We start from the raw sequence: 15,746 nt of genomic DNA, 5'->3' as shown, positions 1-15,746 counted from the left end.
CGGTTTCCCCTTGATCCTTCTCACGCAAGCGCGATGAGCTCCTCGTATTCGGCGTTCCAGAGGTCTTCGACAGCATCAGGCATCATCAGCACTCGTTCGGGATCGAGCGCCGCGACGGCTCCCGGGTCGTGGCTCACGAGCACGATCGCGCCCTCGAAGGCGCTGAGAGCACCGAGGATTTCTTCGCGGCTCGCCGGGTCGAGGTTGTTTGTGGGCTCGTCAAGGAGAAGGACGTTCGCGCTGGAGACGACAAGGGTCGCGAGAGCAAGACGGGTCTTTTCGCCGCCTGAAAGAACGCCTGCGGGCTTATGCACGTCGTCGCCCTGAAAGAGGAATGAGCCGAGGATCTTGCGCACCTCGACTTCGGGCAGGTCTCCCGCGGCGCGCTGCATGTTGTCGAGAACCGTGCGCTCGAGTTCGAGCGTGTCATGTTCCTGTGCAAAGTAGCCGAGTTTTAACCCGTGACCGGCAATGACCTCTCCGGTGTCCGGGGTTTCGACGCCCGCGAGCAGACGCAAAAGGGTCGTTTTACCCGCACCGTTGAGTCCGAGAACGACAACGCGCGAGCCACGATCGATCGCGAGATTCACGTCGGTAAAAATCTCGAGGCTCCCGTAGCTCTTCGAGAGCCCCTCTGCCCTGAGAGGGGTCTTGCCGCTCGGGGCCGGTTTCGGAAAGCGAAGCTTCGCGACGCGTTCAACCTGACGTTCCTCCTCAAGGGAGTCGAGAAGCTTTTCGGCGCGGCGGAGCATTTGCTGGGCAGCAACGGCTTTCGTCGCCTTCGCCCGCATTTTTTCGCCCTGGGCCTGAAGGGTTGCGGCTTTCTTTTCAGCGTTGGCACGCTCGCGTTTACGACGCTTCTCGTCGTCCTCGCGCTGACGCAGATAATTCTTCCAACCCATGTTGTAGACGTCAATGACCTGGCGATTGGCGTCGAGGTAGAACACCTTATTGACGACGTGCTCAACGAGCTGGATGTCGTGAGAGATGATGATCATTCCGCCCGGATACTGCATGAGAAACTCGCGAAGCCACACGATTGAGTCGGCATCGAGGTGGTTAGTCGGCTCATCGAGCACGAGAGTTTCCGCCTGCGAGAAAAGAATGCGAGCAAGTTCGACGCGGCGACGCTGACCGCCAGAAAGCGTGCCGAGTTCGGCCTCGAGCAGGCGGTTATCGACCCCGAGGTTTGCCGCAAGCTGCTTCGCCTCCGCCTCGGCCGCGTAACCCCCCTGCGCTTCTAATTCGTTGTTAAAGCGCACGTAGCGATCCATCGCCTTCTCGCGCTTCGTCTCGCTGAGGCTCATATCGGCCATATCCCGCTCGCTTTGCGCGAGTTTCTCGAAAATGCGGGCGAGGTTTCGCGCTTCAAGAATGCGCGCGAGCACCTTTTGCTTCGGATCTCCCTCGGTCGTGTCCTGAGGGAGGAAGCCGATCTGCCCGCGGATATCGATCGAACCCGCCGCGGCTTCACGCTCGCCCGCCAACGTGCGAGTGAGGGTCGTTTTACCGGCACCATTGCGGCCAACAAGCCCCACGCGGTCGCCTTTCGCGACCTGAAAGTCCACGCCGCTCATAAGCATGCGTGCACCCACGCGGATCTCGAGGTCATGAACCGTGATCATGGTGTCCTTTACAAACTGACGAAGGAGGGCTCGACCCCTGAGGGCCGCGCACAAGTCTAGTAATGCGTGGCCGATTCGGACCGTGCAGCCGTCGGACTCCCCGCCTAGGGGTAGCGGATTGCACAAGCGCCCTGCACATCAAGAACGTTTTTGTGTAAGCCCCTTGAGCGAGAGCGTGGACTGCGTAAGCATGGAAGGAACGTGAATTCGGTGCGAAGGAGCGCCACGACGCAAAGGAGATGAACGTGAAAATCGGCATCGTGAGGGAAATCAAGAACAACGAATATCGCGTGGCGATGCACCACGCCGGCGTCGAGGAGCTGATCCGCTCCGGGCACGAGGTCGTTGTTGAGAAGGACGCGGGTGTCAACGCTGGTTTCACCAACACGGATTATGAGGGGGCCGGTGCACAGATCGCCGACACGGCCGAATCCGTCTGGGGCGAGGCCGATCTCCTCCTCAAGGTCAAGGAGCCTCTCGAGAGCGAATACGGGTACCTCCGGGAGGATCAGATTCTCTTCACCTACCTCCATCTCGCGGCTTCACGCTCGCTCACACAGGCACTCCTCACTGCGAAAACTCCCGCGCTTGCCTACGAGATGGTGAAGGGCTCCGACGGTTCGCTTCCCCTCCTCGCGCCCATGAGCATCATCGCCGGTCGGCTCTCCGCACAGGTCGCCGCCCACCAGCTCATGTCGCCGTTTGGCGGAACCGGTGTTCTCATGGGAGGCGCGCCCGGCACGGCGCGTGCCAAAGTTCTCGTCGTGGGTGGCGGCGTCGTCGGCGAGCAGGCTGCGATCGTCGCCGCTGGCATGGGCGCGAGCGTGACCGTGCTCGACATTAATTCCGCGCGGCTTGCTGATCTCGATCGCACGCATGGCACGCGTATCTCAACCGGATTCTCCAATGCGCAGGCCATCGATACCCTCGCGCGCGAAGCCGATGTCGTCGTTGGCTCCGTGCTCCTACCCGGACGAGCGGCCCCGAAGCTCATCAAACGTGAAACGATTGAGGCGATGCGACCCGGATCAATCGTCATCGATGTCGCAATCGACCAAGGCGGTTGTACCGAGGTCTCTCGTCCCACCACGCACGACGACCCAACCTTCCGCGTGGGTAATGCGACGGTCTATTGCGTCGCAAACATGCCCGGTGCCGTTGCCCGCACTGCAAGCGTTGCCCTCGCGGGGGCCAGCCTTCCCTACGTGCGTGCTCTCGCAAACGGAGGTATTGAGGGGATCGCCGGACACCCGGGCTTGCTTTCGGGATTCTCGACCTTCCGCGGCGAGCTACTTCATGAAGAAGTGGCTGAGGCGCACGGCCTTCCTTATCTAAGCGCTGAGGAGGTACTCGCACACGAGCGGTAAAGCCGTGCGCCCTCTGCAAAGGTCACCCCGCAGAGGGCGCCCAGCCGCCTACTAGAAGCCAGAGTGTGCGACATATCCCAAGTCCACAGACCCCTCAATTCCGCTTTCAGCTGGCCAAAGCTGGAATAATGCACCCATGCTGCGTAATTACCGATTCCCCCTCATCATCCTGGCATGCGTCGTTCTCGGCGCGATCGCCGGACTTGTTTTCGGGCCCGATGCCGCAATCGTGAAGCCCTTCGGCGTTGTGTTCGTGAACATGATGTTCACGCTCGTCGTGCCACTCGTCTTCTTCTCAATCGCGTCCTCGGTCGCCGCCATGGACTCGGCCAAACGGCTTGGGAAAATCATGGGGTCGATGATGCTCGTGTTCATTTCCACGGGAATCGTCGCCGCGATCATCATGCTCACGGTACTGTGGATCTTCCGTTCAAGCGAGCCGCTCAACATCACACTCACCGATCCAGGGACCGTCGAAAAGCCCGAATCGATTGGTGATCAGATCGTGCAAACCCTCACCGTGAACGAGTTCGGCGAGCTCCTCTCCCCCTCCAACATGCTCGCGCTCATCATCTTTGCGGTACTCGTCGGGTTCGCCACGAGCGGCATTGGAAAAGCTGGCGACGCGTTCCGCGATTTCCTCTCGTCCGCTAGCGCCGTGTTCCTGAAGCTCGTCTCGCTCATCATGTACTACGCGCCGATCGGTCTTGGCGCTTACTTCGCCGCGCTCATCGGCGAACTTGGCCCGCAACTCGTGGGCGGGTACGTACGTGCATTCGTCATCTATTTCCCCGTCACCATCGTCTACTTCTGCGTCGCATTCACGCTCTACGCATATATTGCGGGCGGTACCAAAGGCATCAAACGCTTCTGGAGCAACATCCTCGAGCCCACCGCGATCGCGCTTGGCACCGGTTCCTCGGTGGCGTGTCTGCCCGCGAACCTCAAGGCCGCGCAGCGCACAGGCGTGCCGCGCGACATTCGAGAAACGATCATCCCGATCGGCGCGACGATCCATATGGAAGGATCAGTCCTTTCCGCGATCCTCAAGATCTCGTTCCTCTTCACCCTGTTCCAGCGCGATCTCTTCACGATCGAGAACCTTCTCATCGCCGTCGGCATCGCGCTCCTCAGCGGCATGGTAATGAGCGGCATCCCCTCGGGCGGCTTCGTCGGCGAACTCATGATTATTACGCTCTACGGCTTTCCCACCACTGCGCTGCCGGTCATTTCGATCATCGGGACGATCATCGACGCTCCCGCAACCACGATCAACGCGGTCGGCGACAACTCCTCCTCGATGCTCGTGGCCCGCATGATTGACGGCAAAGACTGGATGGATAAGGGCGATCGCGAACGCGCCGAAGACGAGGCTCTCGCGGCCGCGCCACGTACCGCGTAAGCGGCATCACGCCTCACAAGGGCGGGGCCCGGTTCACCGTGAAGTGAGCCGGGCCCCGCCCTTTCCTAAGCCGCGCAGGTTAGAGGTTGAAGCCGATCGCGCGAAGCTGATCTTTGCCGTCCCCAGTAATGCGTTCCATGCCCCACGGCGGCATCCACACCCAGTTAATCCGGTGCGTCTCCGTAATCGGGTCGAGCGCAGCAAAAGTCTGCTCCTCGAGCACGTCTTGAAGCGGACACGCGGCACTCGTCAGGGTCATGTCGACAACGGCATTGCCGTTCTCGACGGTCACGCCATAGACGAGGCCGAGGTCGACGACGTTAATCCCGAGCTCGGGATCGATGACGTCCTTCAGCGCTTCGGTGACGTCCTGTACGCTGACGTCTTTCGATTCGGACATTGCTTAAGCCGTCCTTCCGGTGGTCGTGAGGCCTACGCCGTGAGGTAGCGGTCGTAGCCCTCGGCCTCGAGGCGCTCGGCGAGCTCAGGGCCGCCTTCTTCCGCCACACGACCATTCACAAAGACGTGTACGAAATCCGGCTTGATGTACTTGAGGATGCGCGTGTAGTGCGTGATGAGCATGACGCCGAGATCAGTCTCGTCCTTCACACGATTCACGCCCTCCGAAACGACGCGAAGAGCATCGACGTCAAGTCCGGAATCGGTCTCGTCGAGGATCGCGATCTTCGGGCGCAGCAGCTCCATCTGGAGAATCTCGTGACGCTTCTTCTCGCCTCCCGAGAACCCTTCGTTCACGTTACGCTGCGCAAACTGCGGGTCCATACGGAGCTTTTCCATCGCGGCGTTCACATCTTTGACCCACTCGCGCAGCTTCGGGGCCTCGCCCTCGACCGCCGTCTTAGCGGTGCGCAGGAAGTTCGAGACGGTCACGCCGGGAACCTCGACCGGGTACTGCATCGCGAGGAAGAGCCCGGCCTTTGCTCGCTCATCGACGCTCATCTCGAGAACGTCTTCGCCATCGAGGAGGACTTCACCCGAGGTGATTTCGTACTTGGGGTGACCGGCGAGCGAGTACGCGAGCGTGGACTTTCCCGAGCCATTCGGGCCCATGATCGCGTGAGTTTCACCGGAGCGGAGCGTGAGGTTCACGCCCTTGAGGATCTCCTTGGTGCCTTCGGGGGTTTCCACGGTTGCGTGGAGGTCCTTGATTTCAAGAACGGACATGGTGTTCCTTTCGAGTCAGGAAAGTTCGATGGGGTCGAGCGAAACGCTGATCGTGCCGCTCGCCTGGTCGATCGTGACGGGGTATACGGGTGTTGCGACATGCGCGGGAAGCTGCCTAGGCACGCCGGTACGTAAATCAAACTGACTACCGTGCTTCCAGCATTCCAAGGCGCCGTCCTCGACGTCGCCATCAGAGAGGTTGACGTTGCGGTGGGTACAAAGATCGCCGAGTGCGTGCACGGTTCCATCCGTGTCGCGCGCAAGGGCAATCTCGATACCGCCCACCTCGATGCCCATCACAGATCCAGGCGCGAGGTCATCAAGGCGTGCTACCGCGTGTGTCGTGGACATTTAGTTCATGCTCCGCTGCAGCTCGATCTCGATCTGCTCCGTGAGGTAGTCACGTACCTCTGGAACCTCGATCCTCTGGATGAGCTCCTGGAAGAAGCCGCGAACGACGAGACGGCGCGCCTCGATCTCGGAGATGCCGCGCGCCATAAGGTAGAACAGCTGCTCGTCATCGAAACGCCCGGTCGCAGCGGCGTGCCCCGCCCCTTCAATTTCGCCGGTCTCGATCTCGAGGTTCGGCACTGAATCGGCACGGGCCCCCTCGGTAAGAACGAGGTTGCGGTTCATTTCGTACGTCTCGGTACCTTCGGCTTCCTTGCGGATAAGTACGTCGCCCACCCACACACTGCGCGCACCGCGCCCCTGGAGGGCGCCCTTGTACAGGACGTTCGATGTGCACTTCGGCGCGGCGTGATCCACGAACAGTCGGTGCTCGAGGTGCTGGCCTTCGTCGGAAAAGTACAGGCCGTCCTGCTCAACTTCGCCACCGGGGCCGGCGAACGTCGCGGTTGAATTCACGCGCACCGCCTTGCCGCCGAGCGTCACGACGATGTGCTTGAGGCGAGCGTCCTTACCGATCTTCGCGACGTGAGTGGCGACGTGCACGGCATCGTCGGCCCAGTCATGGATCGCGATCACGGTCATCTCGGAGCCCTCGTCGAGGACCATCTCGACGTTCTGCGCGTACAGCGCGGTGCCCGTGTGGTTGATGACGTAGGTCGCGCGCGCATTCGCTTCGGTGTGCAGCACGAGCTCGCCGTGGCTGGCGATGGATGCGTCGTGTCCAGAAACTTCCACGCGCGCCGGTTCGCTAGCCTCAGTGTTCGCGGGGGCCTTGAGGTACAGGGCGTTCGCGGTCAGCTCCGCGGCAGCCGCGGCGATGCGGTCCTCGGGAAGGATCGCCGTGTGGCGCGGGGCTTCCTTCTCCCCGAGCGAATCGACGACGAGCCCCTCGGGGGACTCGACCTCGTAGCTCACGACGCTTTCCTCGACGTGGGTCTCGCGTGCCTCAAAAAGCGGGGCGAGCTGCCGCAAGCTCGCAAAGCGCCACTCTTCCTCGCGGCCGGTCGGGATCTCGTGGTTGTCGATCCCGAAGGCGGCGTGACGAGTCGCGCGAGAGAGGAGGCCGCTGCGCTCACCCGGAAGGGCAATACCTTCCGATTCGAGCTGTGCCTTCGAATGATCCGTCGTGGTCATTAACCCACGGCTCCTTCCATCTGCAGTTCAATGAGGCGGTTGAGCTCGAGCGCGTATTCCATGGGGAGCTCACGCGCGATCGGCTCGATAAATCCGCGCACGATCATCGCCATTGCCTCGGTTTCCTCGAGGCCGCGACTCATGAGGTAGAACAGCTGCTCTTCGCTGACCTTGGACACCGTTGCCTCGTGTCCCATCTGTACGTCATCCACGCGAACGTCGACGTATGGATAGGTATCGGTTCGAGAAACCTGATCGACAAGGAGCGCATCGCAAAGCACATTCGAGGCGGAGTGGTGCGCACCCTCGTTGACCTGGACGAGGCCGCGATACGAGGAACGGCCGCCACCGCGAGAAACCGACTTCGACACGATCGAACTCGAGGTGTGGGGCGCCATGTGGACCATCTTCGAGCCGGTGTCTTGGTGCTGCCCCTCGCCCGCGAAGGCGATCGAGAGAGTCTCGCCGCGCGCGTGCTCACCCTGGAGCCACACCGCGGGGTACTTCATCGTGACCTTTGAACCGATGTTGCCATCGACCCATTCCATCGTTCCGCCCTCTTCGACGGTCGTGCGCTTCGTGACGAGGTTGTACACGTTGCTCGACCAGTTCTGAATGGTCGTGTAGCGAACGCGCGCATCCTTTTTCACGACGATCTCAACGACCGCGGAGTGGAGCGAGTCAGACTTGTAGATCGGCGCCGTGCAACCTTCGACGTAGTGCACATACGAGCCCTCGTCGGCAATGATGAGCGTGCGCTCGAACTGCCCCATGTTCTCGGTATTGATGCGGAAATAGGCCTGGAGCGGGATTTCCACGTGGACGCCCTTCGGAACGTACACGAATGAGCCGCCCGACCACACCGCGGTGTTGAGCGCCGCGAACTTGTTGTCGCCGGCAGGAATCACGGTGCCGAAGTACTCCTCGAAGATCTCGGGGTACTCGCGAAGGCCCGTGTCGGTGTCGACGAAGATGACGCCCTGTTTTTCGAGATCCTCGCGGATCTGGTGGTACACGACCTCGGACTCATACTGAGCGGCGACGCCGGCGACGAGGCGTTCCTTTTCTGCCTCGGGGATACCAAGGCGATCATAGGTCGCCTTGATGTCTTCAGGCAGGTCTTCCCAGCTCTTCGCCTGCCCCTCTGTCGAGCGCACAAAATACTTGATGTTGTCGAAATCGATCTCGCTTAGATCGGCGCCCCACGTGGGAAGCGGCTTCTTTTCAAAGAGCGAGAGTGCGCGCAGGCGGCGCTTGAGCATCCATTCGGGCTCGTTCTTCAGGTGCGAGATGTTGCGCACGACTTCTTCGCTCAGCCCTCGCTGAGCAGTGGCGCCGGCGGAATCCGAATCGTGCCAGCCATATTCGTAGCTGCCGATCGACGCGATGATCTCGTCCTGACTGAGCTGCTCTGGTGCAGTCGTCATGGCTTCCTTCCTTCTGTGAGCAAATCTGTGGTGACGTCCGAGGCAAGTTCCCCTTCGGCCATGGACTCGGCAATTGCCGTGCTCATGGCCGGGGTTAAGTGGGTGGTGCACACGTGCGCACCCGCCGCTCGAGTCGCGAGGCGCTGAACGGGAACGCCGAGCATTCTCGAAAGCGCAGCCGTTTCAACCTCGCACAGCTCCGGGTGCTTCGCGGCGATGTCTTGGACCGGGCAGCGTCCCTGGCACATCTGCACCGTCGTGAGGGTCCGCGACGGGGCACCGTCTCGCCCGGGAGAGCCGACGCTCACCGTGACCGGCCTGAGCGATGCGGCATAGCCGAGTTCCTTGAGAAGGTCGATCACGAGGCGCACGCGGCGCGCCGGCGTCACCTCACCTTTATCGCTTTCACGCGCATAGCGCCGCTCGAACTCCGCCTCCCACTCGGCGGTGCGCGCCTTCGCGAGCGCAACGAGGGCCTCGTGCCCGCCAGCGCGTTCGAGTTCTTTCATCGCCAGCAGTGCGAGGCTTTCGCACTCTCTCGAGGCTGCATCAGCCTCTGGTGCGGTCGCGGCGAGCACGAACTCTTTGCGCGGGCGCCCCCGCCCTCGGGGCCTGTGGGACGATCCCTTTTCCTCAATGATGCCCTCGGCGTGCAATTGGGATAGGTGCCGACGGACGGCAGCGCCGGTGAGGTGAAAACGTTCGGCGAGGTCGCCTGCGGCGATGGGACCGTCGATACTAATAGCCTCGATGAGGCGTTCGCGCGTCGAATCATTGGCGGACGCTTCGGTGCGAGTATTCACGACATCCTCCTTTCGCCAAACCGGTGGACGTTGCGATTCTACAAACCGTGAGTTTCGAAAAGATAGAGAGGGTTACCTAAGTCCCGGCAGAGCGCGGCGTATGTCACACACATCGCGAAAGCCAGCCGACCGTCGGCCCCCTCCCGCCCCTCTACGCGGCTGCGCGCGCACTACCATGATGTGCCATGGGCACTCACACTTCGACCGCAGCCGGGCGATCGGCCACACCACCGCCGGCACTCGACATCACCAACCTGCGTAAACAATTCGGTTCCGTCACGGCGTGCGAAAACGTGAGTCTCTCGGCGAACTTCGGGGAGATCACCGCGCTACTGGGCCCAAACGGCGCCGGCAAATCCACAACGATCGCGTGCGCGACCGGGCTCCTCTCCCCCGACGGAGGCGAAGTGCGCCTGCTTGGCGCCAACCCTCTCACTCACGACGCCGAGACTCGCGCTCGGGTCGGCGTCATGCTTCAGGACGGCGGCCTCACCTCAGGAGCCACCCCAGCGCAGCTTCTCGCCTACGCCTCATCTCTCTACGCGCGGCCCCGGGATTGGCGCGCCCTTTCCCACGAACTCGGCATTGATGCTTTCTCATCGACCCTCGTGCGCCGACTCTCCGGCGGTCAACGGCAGCGTTTGAGCCTCGCACTTTCACTGCTCGGTATGCCCGACGTTCTTTTTCTCGACGAACCGACCGCTGGCATGGATGTCGCGGTCAAGCGGCGCACGCGAGAGCTTATCCGAGCCGAAGCGGAGCGGGGCGCCGCAGTCATCCTCACCTCTCACGCGCTCGACGACATCGCCTCGCTCGCAGATCGCGTCATCGTCATCGCCGAAGGCTCCGTGAAGGCCGACGGCACCCTCGCCGACGTCGAACGCACGCTCGGGAGCCAGTCCCCACTCTCGATCGATATTGCTGCGAGTGCCCCTTCGGAGGAGCGCCTCGTGGCGTTTGAACAGGCAGTACGTAACGCCGCCGAAATCCAAGGGGTCACTCTCGCCATCGAACACGTCCCCGATTCCCTCGAGGACATCCTCGTATCGCTGTCGAGCACACGAGCAAAGGAGACGAAGTGAGCACGGACCCGCACTCGGTAATGTCCGATTCGCGCCGCGCTGCCCGCACCCCTCGGCGCATCGCTGCGCACGCACAACTTGAAGCACGAGCGATTCTCACCAACGGAGAGCAGCTCATGGTTTCGCTCATGCTGCCTGCAATGGTTCTTCTTGGCCTGCGGTTCATCCCCGTTTCGCCCGCTCTTTTTGGCGGCAAGTCGCCGTCAATGACCGACGCCGTTGCCGCGACAGCGGTAACCGCCATCATTGCCACTTCCCTCACCTCACAGGCAATCGCCACCGGCTTCGACCGTCGAAATGGGGTGCTGCGCTGGATCGCCACGACACCTCTCGGTCGCGGTGGCTACATGCTTGGCAAGTTGGGTGCGATAGCGATCGTGCACATCTTGCAGATCGTTGTGCTCGGCACCCTGTCGTTCGCACTTGGGTGGCGGCCCACCGCTGGTGAAATCCTGTGGTCGATTCCCGTGTGGATTCTTGCCACGTGCGCCTTCGGGGGGCTCGGTCTTTTGATCGCCGGCACGCTTCGCACTGAGGCCGTACTCGCGCTGTCAAACATCATTTTTATTCTCTTTATCGCCGTCGGCGGGGTGGCGATCCCCGCGAACGGATTTCCCGCGCCAGTCGACACTCTCGTCTCAGTGTTGCCGTCGGCTGCTGCGACGAGCGCACTAACCGAGACGCTTTCGGGGCACGCCCCCTCCCTCACCGCGCTCGGACTCCTCGCCCTGTGGGCCGTGATCTTTGGGGGCCTGACGGTGAGATTCTTCCGCTGGACGAGCGCCTGATTCACCGATCCCGCCCCGCCTTTCTTACACTGAGCGCATGACAGCACACACGAACACCCCCAGCTCCCTTTCACGGGAACGCAAACGCCGCATCACGGCCATTTTTTGGATCAATCTCGCGTGCCAAATTGGCATTATTGCGACCGGGGGCATCGTGCGTCTCACGAAGTCCGGGCTTGGGTGTTCTTCGTGGCCGTACTGCGAGCCGGGTGAGTTCACTCCTCGTTATCACCCCGAATCGGGGCTGCGACCCTTCATCGAATATGGAAACCGTGCCCTCACGCTCGTGCTGCTCGTGTTCGCAATCCTCGTGCTCGTGGCGACCTACAAGCATCTGCGCACCAAAGGCAAGGGGTTTATGCGCCTTTCCTGGGTTCCGCTCATCCTTACCGTTTTCCAGGCAGTGTGGGGCATGCTTGTCGTGTATTTGCACTTGCACCCGTTTTTCGTGTCGGTGCACTTCATCGTCTCGCCAATCCTCGTGGCGTCCTCCGCGGTACTGGTGTACCGGCTTTATGAAGGCAACGGTTCCGCGAGGCTTGCCGTGAACCGCGGAGCACAGTTCGTGTATTGGCCGCTCGCTGCCGTCGGATTTATCGTGCTGATTCTCGGCACCCTCACGACCGGTTCGGGCCCCCACTCCGGTGACGCCAATACTCCACAGCGTTTCCCTTTTAACCCCGCGAAAATTGCGTGGCTCCACGCCGACTTCGTGTGGCTGTTCTGCGGCCTTCTGCTTGGCGTGGCAATCGTCCTCATGGTGACGAAAGCTCACGCCCGATCAAAGAGGGCCCTTGTCGCGCTCACGATCGTGACGCTCCTCCAGGCCGTGATTGGTTATATCCAGTACTTCACCGGACTCCCCGAAGCTCTCGTGGGACTCCACATGCTCGGAGCCGCGCTCCTTTCGGCGAGTATTGCGTGGCTCGGCGCCAGCCTGTTCACGTGGTACCCCCTCGGTGAAGGCACAGCCCCGGACGACTACTCGAAGGATGCCCAGTCATGAGGGGCTTTCGCACTCACCGCTACCCCACCCCCGAACAGATTCGCCCCGCCGGCGAGTTCGTTGCGGGCGTGCTCTCCTCGCTTCGTCGAACCGTGTCCATAGGCGACAACCTTCTCGAGATTGATGCCGAAGTCCACCGCATGATTCGCGAGGCTGGCGCCACATCGTGCTACCTCGACTATCACCCGAGTTTCGGCGCTTCGCCGTTCGGGAAAGTCATTTGTCTGAGCGTGAATAACGCGGTGCTTCACGGCCGCCCCTACGATCGCACCTTGGAGAGCGGGGACCTGCTTTCCATGGACTTCGCGATCGAGCTCGAGGGCTGGGTTGCTGACTCTTCACTCTCGATTGTCGTGGGCGAGCAGCGAGAGGACCACCTGAAACTTATTCGCGATACAGAAAGCGTCATGTGGGCAGGTATTGGTGCTGCCCGGGCGGGCAATACCGTGGGCGATATCGGCCACGCGGTTGAGACCCGGGCTACGGAGCTGGGTTACACGATTAATCATGAGTTTGGCGGCCACGGCGTTGGCCGCACCATGCACGAAGCGCCGTTCGTGCCGAATTTCGGCGCCCCGGGCACCGGCCAGAAACTCCGCGAGGGAATGGCAATCACAGTCGAACCGTTTTTGACGCCGACGACCGACGTCATGACCATCACCGAGCGTGATGGCTGGACCGTCGAATCGGGCGACGGTTCAACAGGGGCCCACGCTGAACACACCCTTATCGTGACAAAGGGCGAGCCGATCATCGTCACGGCGCGCTCCGACGACCCGGCCTAATTGAATCCCCTAAAATCTGCGCCGAGTAGACCGTCCGCAGGGGCTCTCGCGCGGCGCGATAGCAAAGTTCACCGTATTGTTACGATTTTGTAACACCCTCGTCACTCTTCGCCTACGTAAAAATATACGCGGATAGTAGTATCCCTAGCGGCCCAAGCCGATGAGCGGACACAGATCCACCGTTTCCACTCCCGCGTTCCCTGGTGCGCGACTCACAGGTTGATTTCAACGGCGGCGACCATGACGAACAGAAAAGAGAATCCCTATGACCTTCACCCGTAAGAAGCTTGGGCCGGTGATCGGCCTTGGTCTTTCTTTGTCGCTACTAGCCGCATGTTCGGGCGGAAGCGCGGCCAACCACGCCGCCTCGCGGCCTTCCCCGAGTATGTCGACGTCTGCCGACTCCTCATCGAGCGCGTCGACGTCACCAAGCGGTACAAGCGGCAACGAGGCGGGCTCTGGCGCTGGGGCAACCGAATCGCCGCAATCGGAAGAAGACGAAGACCACTCGAATGAGTCTCTCGCCCAGCGGTGGGCGAGGAGGAAGAACCGTACTTCCGGTCAGGATGCCAGCCGCATCGGCGAACCGGGCAGAAGCGGCATGGACAACAGCTCCGAGCTTAACGCCGGCAAAGCCCCCTCAGATGGTCGCGGCAACGCCAAGTCCGGTTTTGAGATCACCCCGGACACCGCGCTCGCTCGCGGCGAATCAGATACGCCCATTCCGCCCGCAAAGACCCCCGACCAAAACCCCACTCCTGCCAAGGACGATCCCGCCTCGAAACCTGCGGCACCGAAGCCGGCTAACGACAACACAGACGGCGGGAAGAACGGGACGATCGTCGCCGCTCCCGAGCCTAAAAAGCCAACCGATCACCGCGGCGACTCGGGCAAGCCTGGCAAAAAGCCGGGTAAGTCGGACGGCACCTCCCAGCCGGAGCGCCCGAGCAACCCGAGCAAGCCGAACAAGCCAAAGAAGACCGTCACCATCGCGGCTTTTGACGAAGAAGGCTACAACGCCGCACTCAAGGATTGGAACAACAATCTCCAGTCCGCTCGCGACACGTCCGCTCGCGCCAACACCGAGCTCGACAGGGCGCGCCGTGAGGCAGAATCCTCGCGCGCAAAGGCCGAGGCATCGAGGGCTGCCTACGAACAGGAGAAGGCGAAGCTCGATGAGCTGATCGCGGCAATGCCGGGTGACGGCGATCTTGCGGCAAAGCGCGATCTCGCCGCTAAGCTCAAGGTTGAGGCTGAGAAGGCTGCTGCTGATGTTAAGGCCGCCGACGCAAAGCTCGCCACAGCTCAAAAGGCCAAGCAGGATGCTGATCGGAAGCTTGACGCCGCCACGAAGCAGCTTGCGGCGCTTTCGGACAAGCGCGAAAAGCTCGAGCAGGACAGCTCGAGTGTCTACTCGCAGCTCGATGAGGACAAGCAGCTCCGTGCGCTTTCGGATGCCGTCGCCGAACGCATCAATGCCTACCGCGTAAAGAACGGCCTGAACGAGCTCGTCTACGCGCCTGTATTCAACGATAATGCTGCCAAATGGTCCACAACCATGGCCTCGAGCAAGGAGCTCAAGCACTCCAACCAGGACGAAGCTGGCTACAGCGGCGAGAACGTCATTCAGGCGACGTGCGACCTGGATGCGTCCAGCGTCGATGAATGCGCCGACAACCTGTTTAAGAAGTGGCACGATTCCGACGCCGACAACGCGAACATGCTGGAAGAGCAGTTCTCTCACGCCGGTCTCGGCCTTGCGAAGAGCGATGACGGCCAGGTGTACGGCACGAACAATTTCTACCTCAAGGAGGACGCACGCCTCGCGAACTCCGACACCCGCGAGCCGAAGTCGAAGGCGATGCCTGAGAATCTCGAAGGCGAGTACGTGCCCGACGGCGCAATCGCTGCCACCGGCGGCTCGAAGCTCACCTACGAGGTCGACGATCGCAATACCACCGAATATGAGAAGTGGGAAGGCGGTAAGGAAGGCCTCGACTACACCAAGGGTGTGCAGCGCGGGGTGGATGAGCGCATCTCTTCACTGAGTGACGCTCCAAAGATCGAGGAGCTCAAGGATCTCGACTCCAAGATCGCTGACGCTCGGACCGAGGTCGACGAGGCGCAGGCCGAAGCCGATAAGAGCGCGAAGGAAGTCACGGACGCCGAAGCCGCTAAGCAGGACGCTGAGCAGCGCAATACCGAGAGCACCGAGGCTTCGACGACCGCCGATCATGAACTCGCTGATGCGGAAGCTGCCGCTCCCGAAGCTGAGAAGGCACGTGCTGCGCAGCAGGCTAAGGTCGATAGGCAGACCGAGGCTGTGGGTAAAGCAGAGTCGAAAGCCGGCGCTGACAGCCAAGCCGCGTTGAAGGCTGAGAACGACCTCAAGGACGCTCAGGCTAAGGCCGATGAGGCAGCGAAGGCAGAGGCCGGCGTTGAGGCCGATGAGCCTACCGAGAAGGATTTCACCTCCTACCACGAGATCCCTGCGGAATGATCTAACGATTGCGCTTCCCGCACGGGATCCTTCGAAGGGGCCGCTTCATCACGAAGCGGCCCCTTTCGCTACCCCTTTTATGCACTTCGCTTTCCTCGCGGTTGGAGGCTTCAATCGGCACCGAGTGTGGCCGTTACCCTCCGAGGGATATCCGCGTTTTACTCTCGAAACCCCTTGTTTCGCGGTTCTAGCAGGACCGTCTTTTCCGCTTCTGGGTTTATTGGGCCGAGG

14 protein-coding genes are annotated in these 15,746 nt (G+C 61.5%); 7 read left to right on the top strand and 7 right to left on the bottom strand.

Annotated elements, in window-relative coordinates; translation table 11 throughout:
- Positions 1–20: 20 nt before the first annotated feature.
- A complete protein-coding gene (gene abc-f / locus DEHOM01_RS08685; protein WP_061212417.1) occupies positions 21–1,625 on the bottom strand; it encodes a ribosomal protection-like ABC-F family protein in 1,605 nt (534 codons plus the stop codon).
- Between the two features lie 245 nt (positions 1,626–1,870).
- Here abc-f and ald point away from each other — a divergent pair, with 245 nt between their 5' ends.
- On the top strand, positions 1,871–2,992 hold the full coding sequence (gene ald, locus DEHOM01_RS08680) for an alanine dehydrogenase (protein ID WP_061212431.1): 1,122 nt from the start codon (positions 1,871–1,873) through the stop codon (positions 2,990–2,992).
- A 136-nt stretch (positions 2,993–3,128) separates the two neighbouring features.
- A complete protein-coding gene (locus DEHOM01_RS08675) occupies positions 3,129–4,394 on the top strand; it encodes a dicarboxylate/amino acid:cation symporter (RefSeq protein WP_061212416.1) in 1,266 nt (421 codons plus the stop codon).
- A gap of 79 nt (positions 4,395–4,473) precedes the next feature.
- On the opposite strand, the gene DEHOM01_RS08670 is transcribed toward DEHOM01_RS08675, so the two are convergent.
- Genes DEHOM01_RS08670 through DEHOM01_RS08645 form a run of 6 tightly spaced genes read right to left on the bottom strand, consistent with a single transcriptional unit; the run spans position 4,474 to position 9,354 of the window.
- Positions 4,474–4,794, bottom strand: a complete 321-nt coding sequence (locus DEHOM01_RS08670; RefSeq protein ID WP_061212415.1) for a metal-sulfur cluster assembly factor — start codon at positions 4,792–4,794, stop codon at positions 4,474–4,476.
- Between the two features lie 32 nt (positions 4,795–4,826).
- Positions 4,827–5,579, bottom strand: a complete 753-nt coding sequence (gene sufC, locus DEHOM01_RS08665) for a Fe-S cluster assembly ATPase SufC (protein ID WP_061212414.1) — start codon at positions 5,577–5,579, stop codon at positions 4,827–4,829.
- Positions 5,580–5,594: 15 nt separating this feature from the next.
- Positions 5,595–5,930 (bottom strand): Rieske (2Fe-2S) protein, encoded by a 336-nt coding sequence (locus DEHOM01_RS08660; protein WP_061212413.1) that lies wholly within the window; start codon positions 5,928–5,930, stop codon positions 5,595–5,597.
- Positions 5,931–7,124, bottom strand: a complete 1,194-nt coding sequence (gene sufD, locus DEHOM01_RS08655) for a Fe-S cluster assembly protein SufD (RefSeq protein WP_061212412.1) — start codon at positions 7,122–7,124, stop codon at positions 5,931–5,933.
- Positions 7,124–8,551: a Fe-S cluster assembly protein SufB gene (gene sufB, locus DEHOM01_RS08650; RefSeq protein WP_061212411.1), complete on the bottom strand. Its 1,428-nt coding sequence runs from the start codon at positions 8,549–8,551 to the stop codon at positions 7,124–7,126. Before sufB ends, sufD begins: the two co-directional genes overlap by 1 nt.
- Positions 8,548–9,354 (bottom strand): helix-turn-helix transcriptional regulator, encoded by an 807-nt coding sequence (locus DEHOM01_RS08645; RefSeq protein ID WP_061212410.1) that lies wholly within the window; start codon positions 9,352–9,354, stop codon positions 8,548–8,550. Before DEHOM01_RS08645 ends, sufB begins: the two co-directional genes overlap by 4 nt.
- Before the next feature lie 185 nt (positions 9,355–9,539).
- On the opposite strand from DEHOM01_RS08645, the gene DEHOM01_RS08640 reads away from it, so the two are divergent.
- The 5 genes from DEHOM01_RS08640 (at position 9,540) to DEHOM01_RS08620 (ending at position 15,515) form a co-directional block, all read left to right on the top strand.
- Positions 9,540–10,436: an ABC transporter ATP-binding protein gene (locus tag DEHOM01_RS08640; protein ID WP_061212409.1), complete on the top strand. Its 897-nt coding sequence runs from the start codon at positions 9,540–9,542 to the stop codon at positions 10,434–10,436.
- A complete protein-coding gene (locus DEHOM01_RS08635; RefSeq protein WP_061212408.1) occupies positions 10,433–11,224 on the top strand; it encodes an ABC transporter permease in 792 nt (263 codons plus the stop codon). Before DEHOM01_RS08640 ends, DEHOM01_RS08635 begins: the two co-directional genes overlap by 4 nt.
- A gap of 37 nt (positions 11,225–11,261) precedes the next feature.
- Complete coding sequence (locus DEHOM01_RS08630) at positions 11,262–12,230, top strand: COX15/CtaA family protein (protein WP_061212407.1); 969 nt, start codon at positions 11,262–11,264, stop codon at positions 12,228–12,230.
- A complete protein-coding gene (gene map, locus DEHOM01_RS08625; protein ID WP_061212406.1) occupies positions 12,227–13,015 on the top strand; it encodes a type I methionyl aminopeptidase in 789 nt (262 codons plus the stop codon). The genes DEHOM01_RS08630 and map overlap by 4 nt, the downstream gene beginning before the upstream one ends.
- 265 nt (positions 13,016–13,280) lie before the next feature.
- A complete protein-coding gene (locus tag DEHOM01_RS08620; protein ID WP_061212405.1) occupies positions 13,281–15,515 on the top strand; it encodes a CAP domain-containing protein in 2,235 nt (744 codons plus the stop codon).
- Positions 15,516–15,746 lie beyond the last annotated feature (231 nt).

Source organism: Dermabacter hominis NBRC 106157 (genome assembly GCF_001570785.1).
Taxonomy (GTDB): domain Bacteria; phylum Actinomycetota; class Actinomycetes; order Actinomycetales; family Dermabacteraceae; genus Dermabacter; species Dermabacter hominis.
The sequence above is the reverse complement of the archived record's forward strand: the minus strand, read 5'-3'. Positions and strand labels throughout refer to the sequence as shown.

What these genes read in the sequence shown, in the direction of transcription:
- abc-f (WP_061212417.1), bottom strand. Translation starts at nt 1,625, where the DNA reads ATGATCACGGTTCATGACCTCGAGATCCGCGTGGGTGCACGCATGCTT.
- DEHOM01_RS08675 (WP_061212416.1), top strand. Translation starts at nt 3,129, where the DNA reads ATGCTGCGTAATTACCGATTCCCCCTCATCATCCTGGCATGCGTCGTT.
- DEHOM01_RS08670 (WP_061212415.1), bottom strand. Translation starts at nt 4,794, where the DNA reads ATGTCCGAATCGAAAGACGTCAGCGTACAGGACGTCACCGAAGCGCTG.
- sufC (WP_061212414.1), bottom strand. Translation starts at nt 5,579, where the DNA reads ATGTCCGTTCTTGAAATCAAGGACCTCCACGCAACCGTGGAAACCCCC.
- DEHOM01_RS08660 (WP_061212413.1), bottom strand. Translation starts at nt 5,930, where the DNA reads ATGTCCACGACACACGCGGTAGCACGCCTTGATGACCTCGCGCCTGGA.
- sufD (WP_061212412.1), bottom strand. Translation starts at nt 7,124, where the DNA reads ATGACCACGACGGATCATTCGAAGGCACAGCTCGAATCGGAAGGTATT.
- sufB (WP_061212411.1), bottom strand. Translation starts at nt 8,551, where the DNA reads ATGACGACTGCACCAGAGCAGCTCAGTCAGGACGAGATCATCGCGTCG.
- DEHOM01_RS08640 (WP_061212409.1), top strand. Translation starts at nt 9,540, where the DNA reads ATGGGCACTCACACTTCGACCGCAGCCGGGCGATCGGCCACACCACCG.
- DEHOM01_RS08630 (WP_061212407.1), top strand. Translation starts at nt 11,262, where the DNA reads ATGACAGCACACACGAACACCCCCAGCTCCCTTTCACGGGAACGCAAA.
- map (WP_061212406.1), top strand. Translation starts at nt 12,227, where the DNA reads ATGAGGGGCTTTCGCACTCACCGCTACCCCACCCCCGAACAGATTCGC.
- DEHOM01_RS08620 (WP_061212405.1), top strand. Translation starts at nt 13,281, where the DNA reads ATGACCTTCACCCGTAAGAAGCTTGGGCCGGTGATCGGCCTTGGTCTT.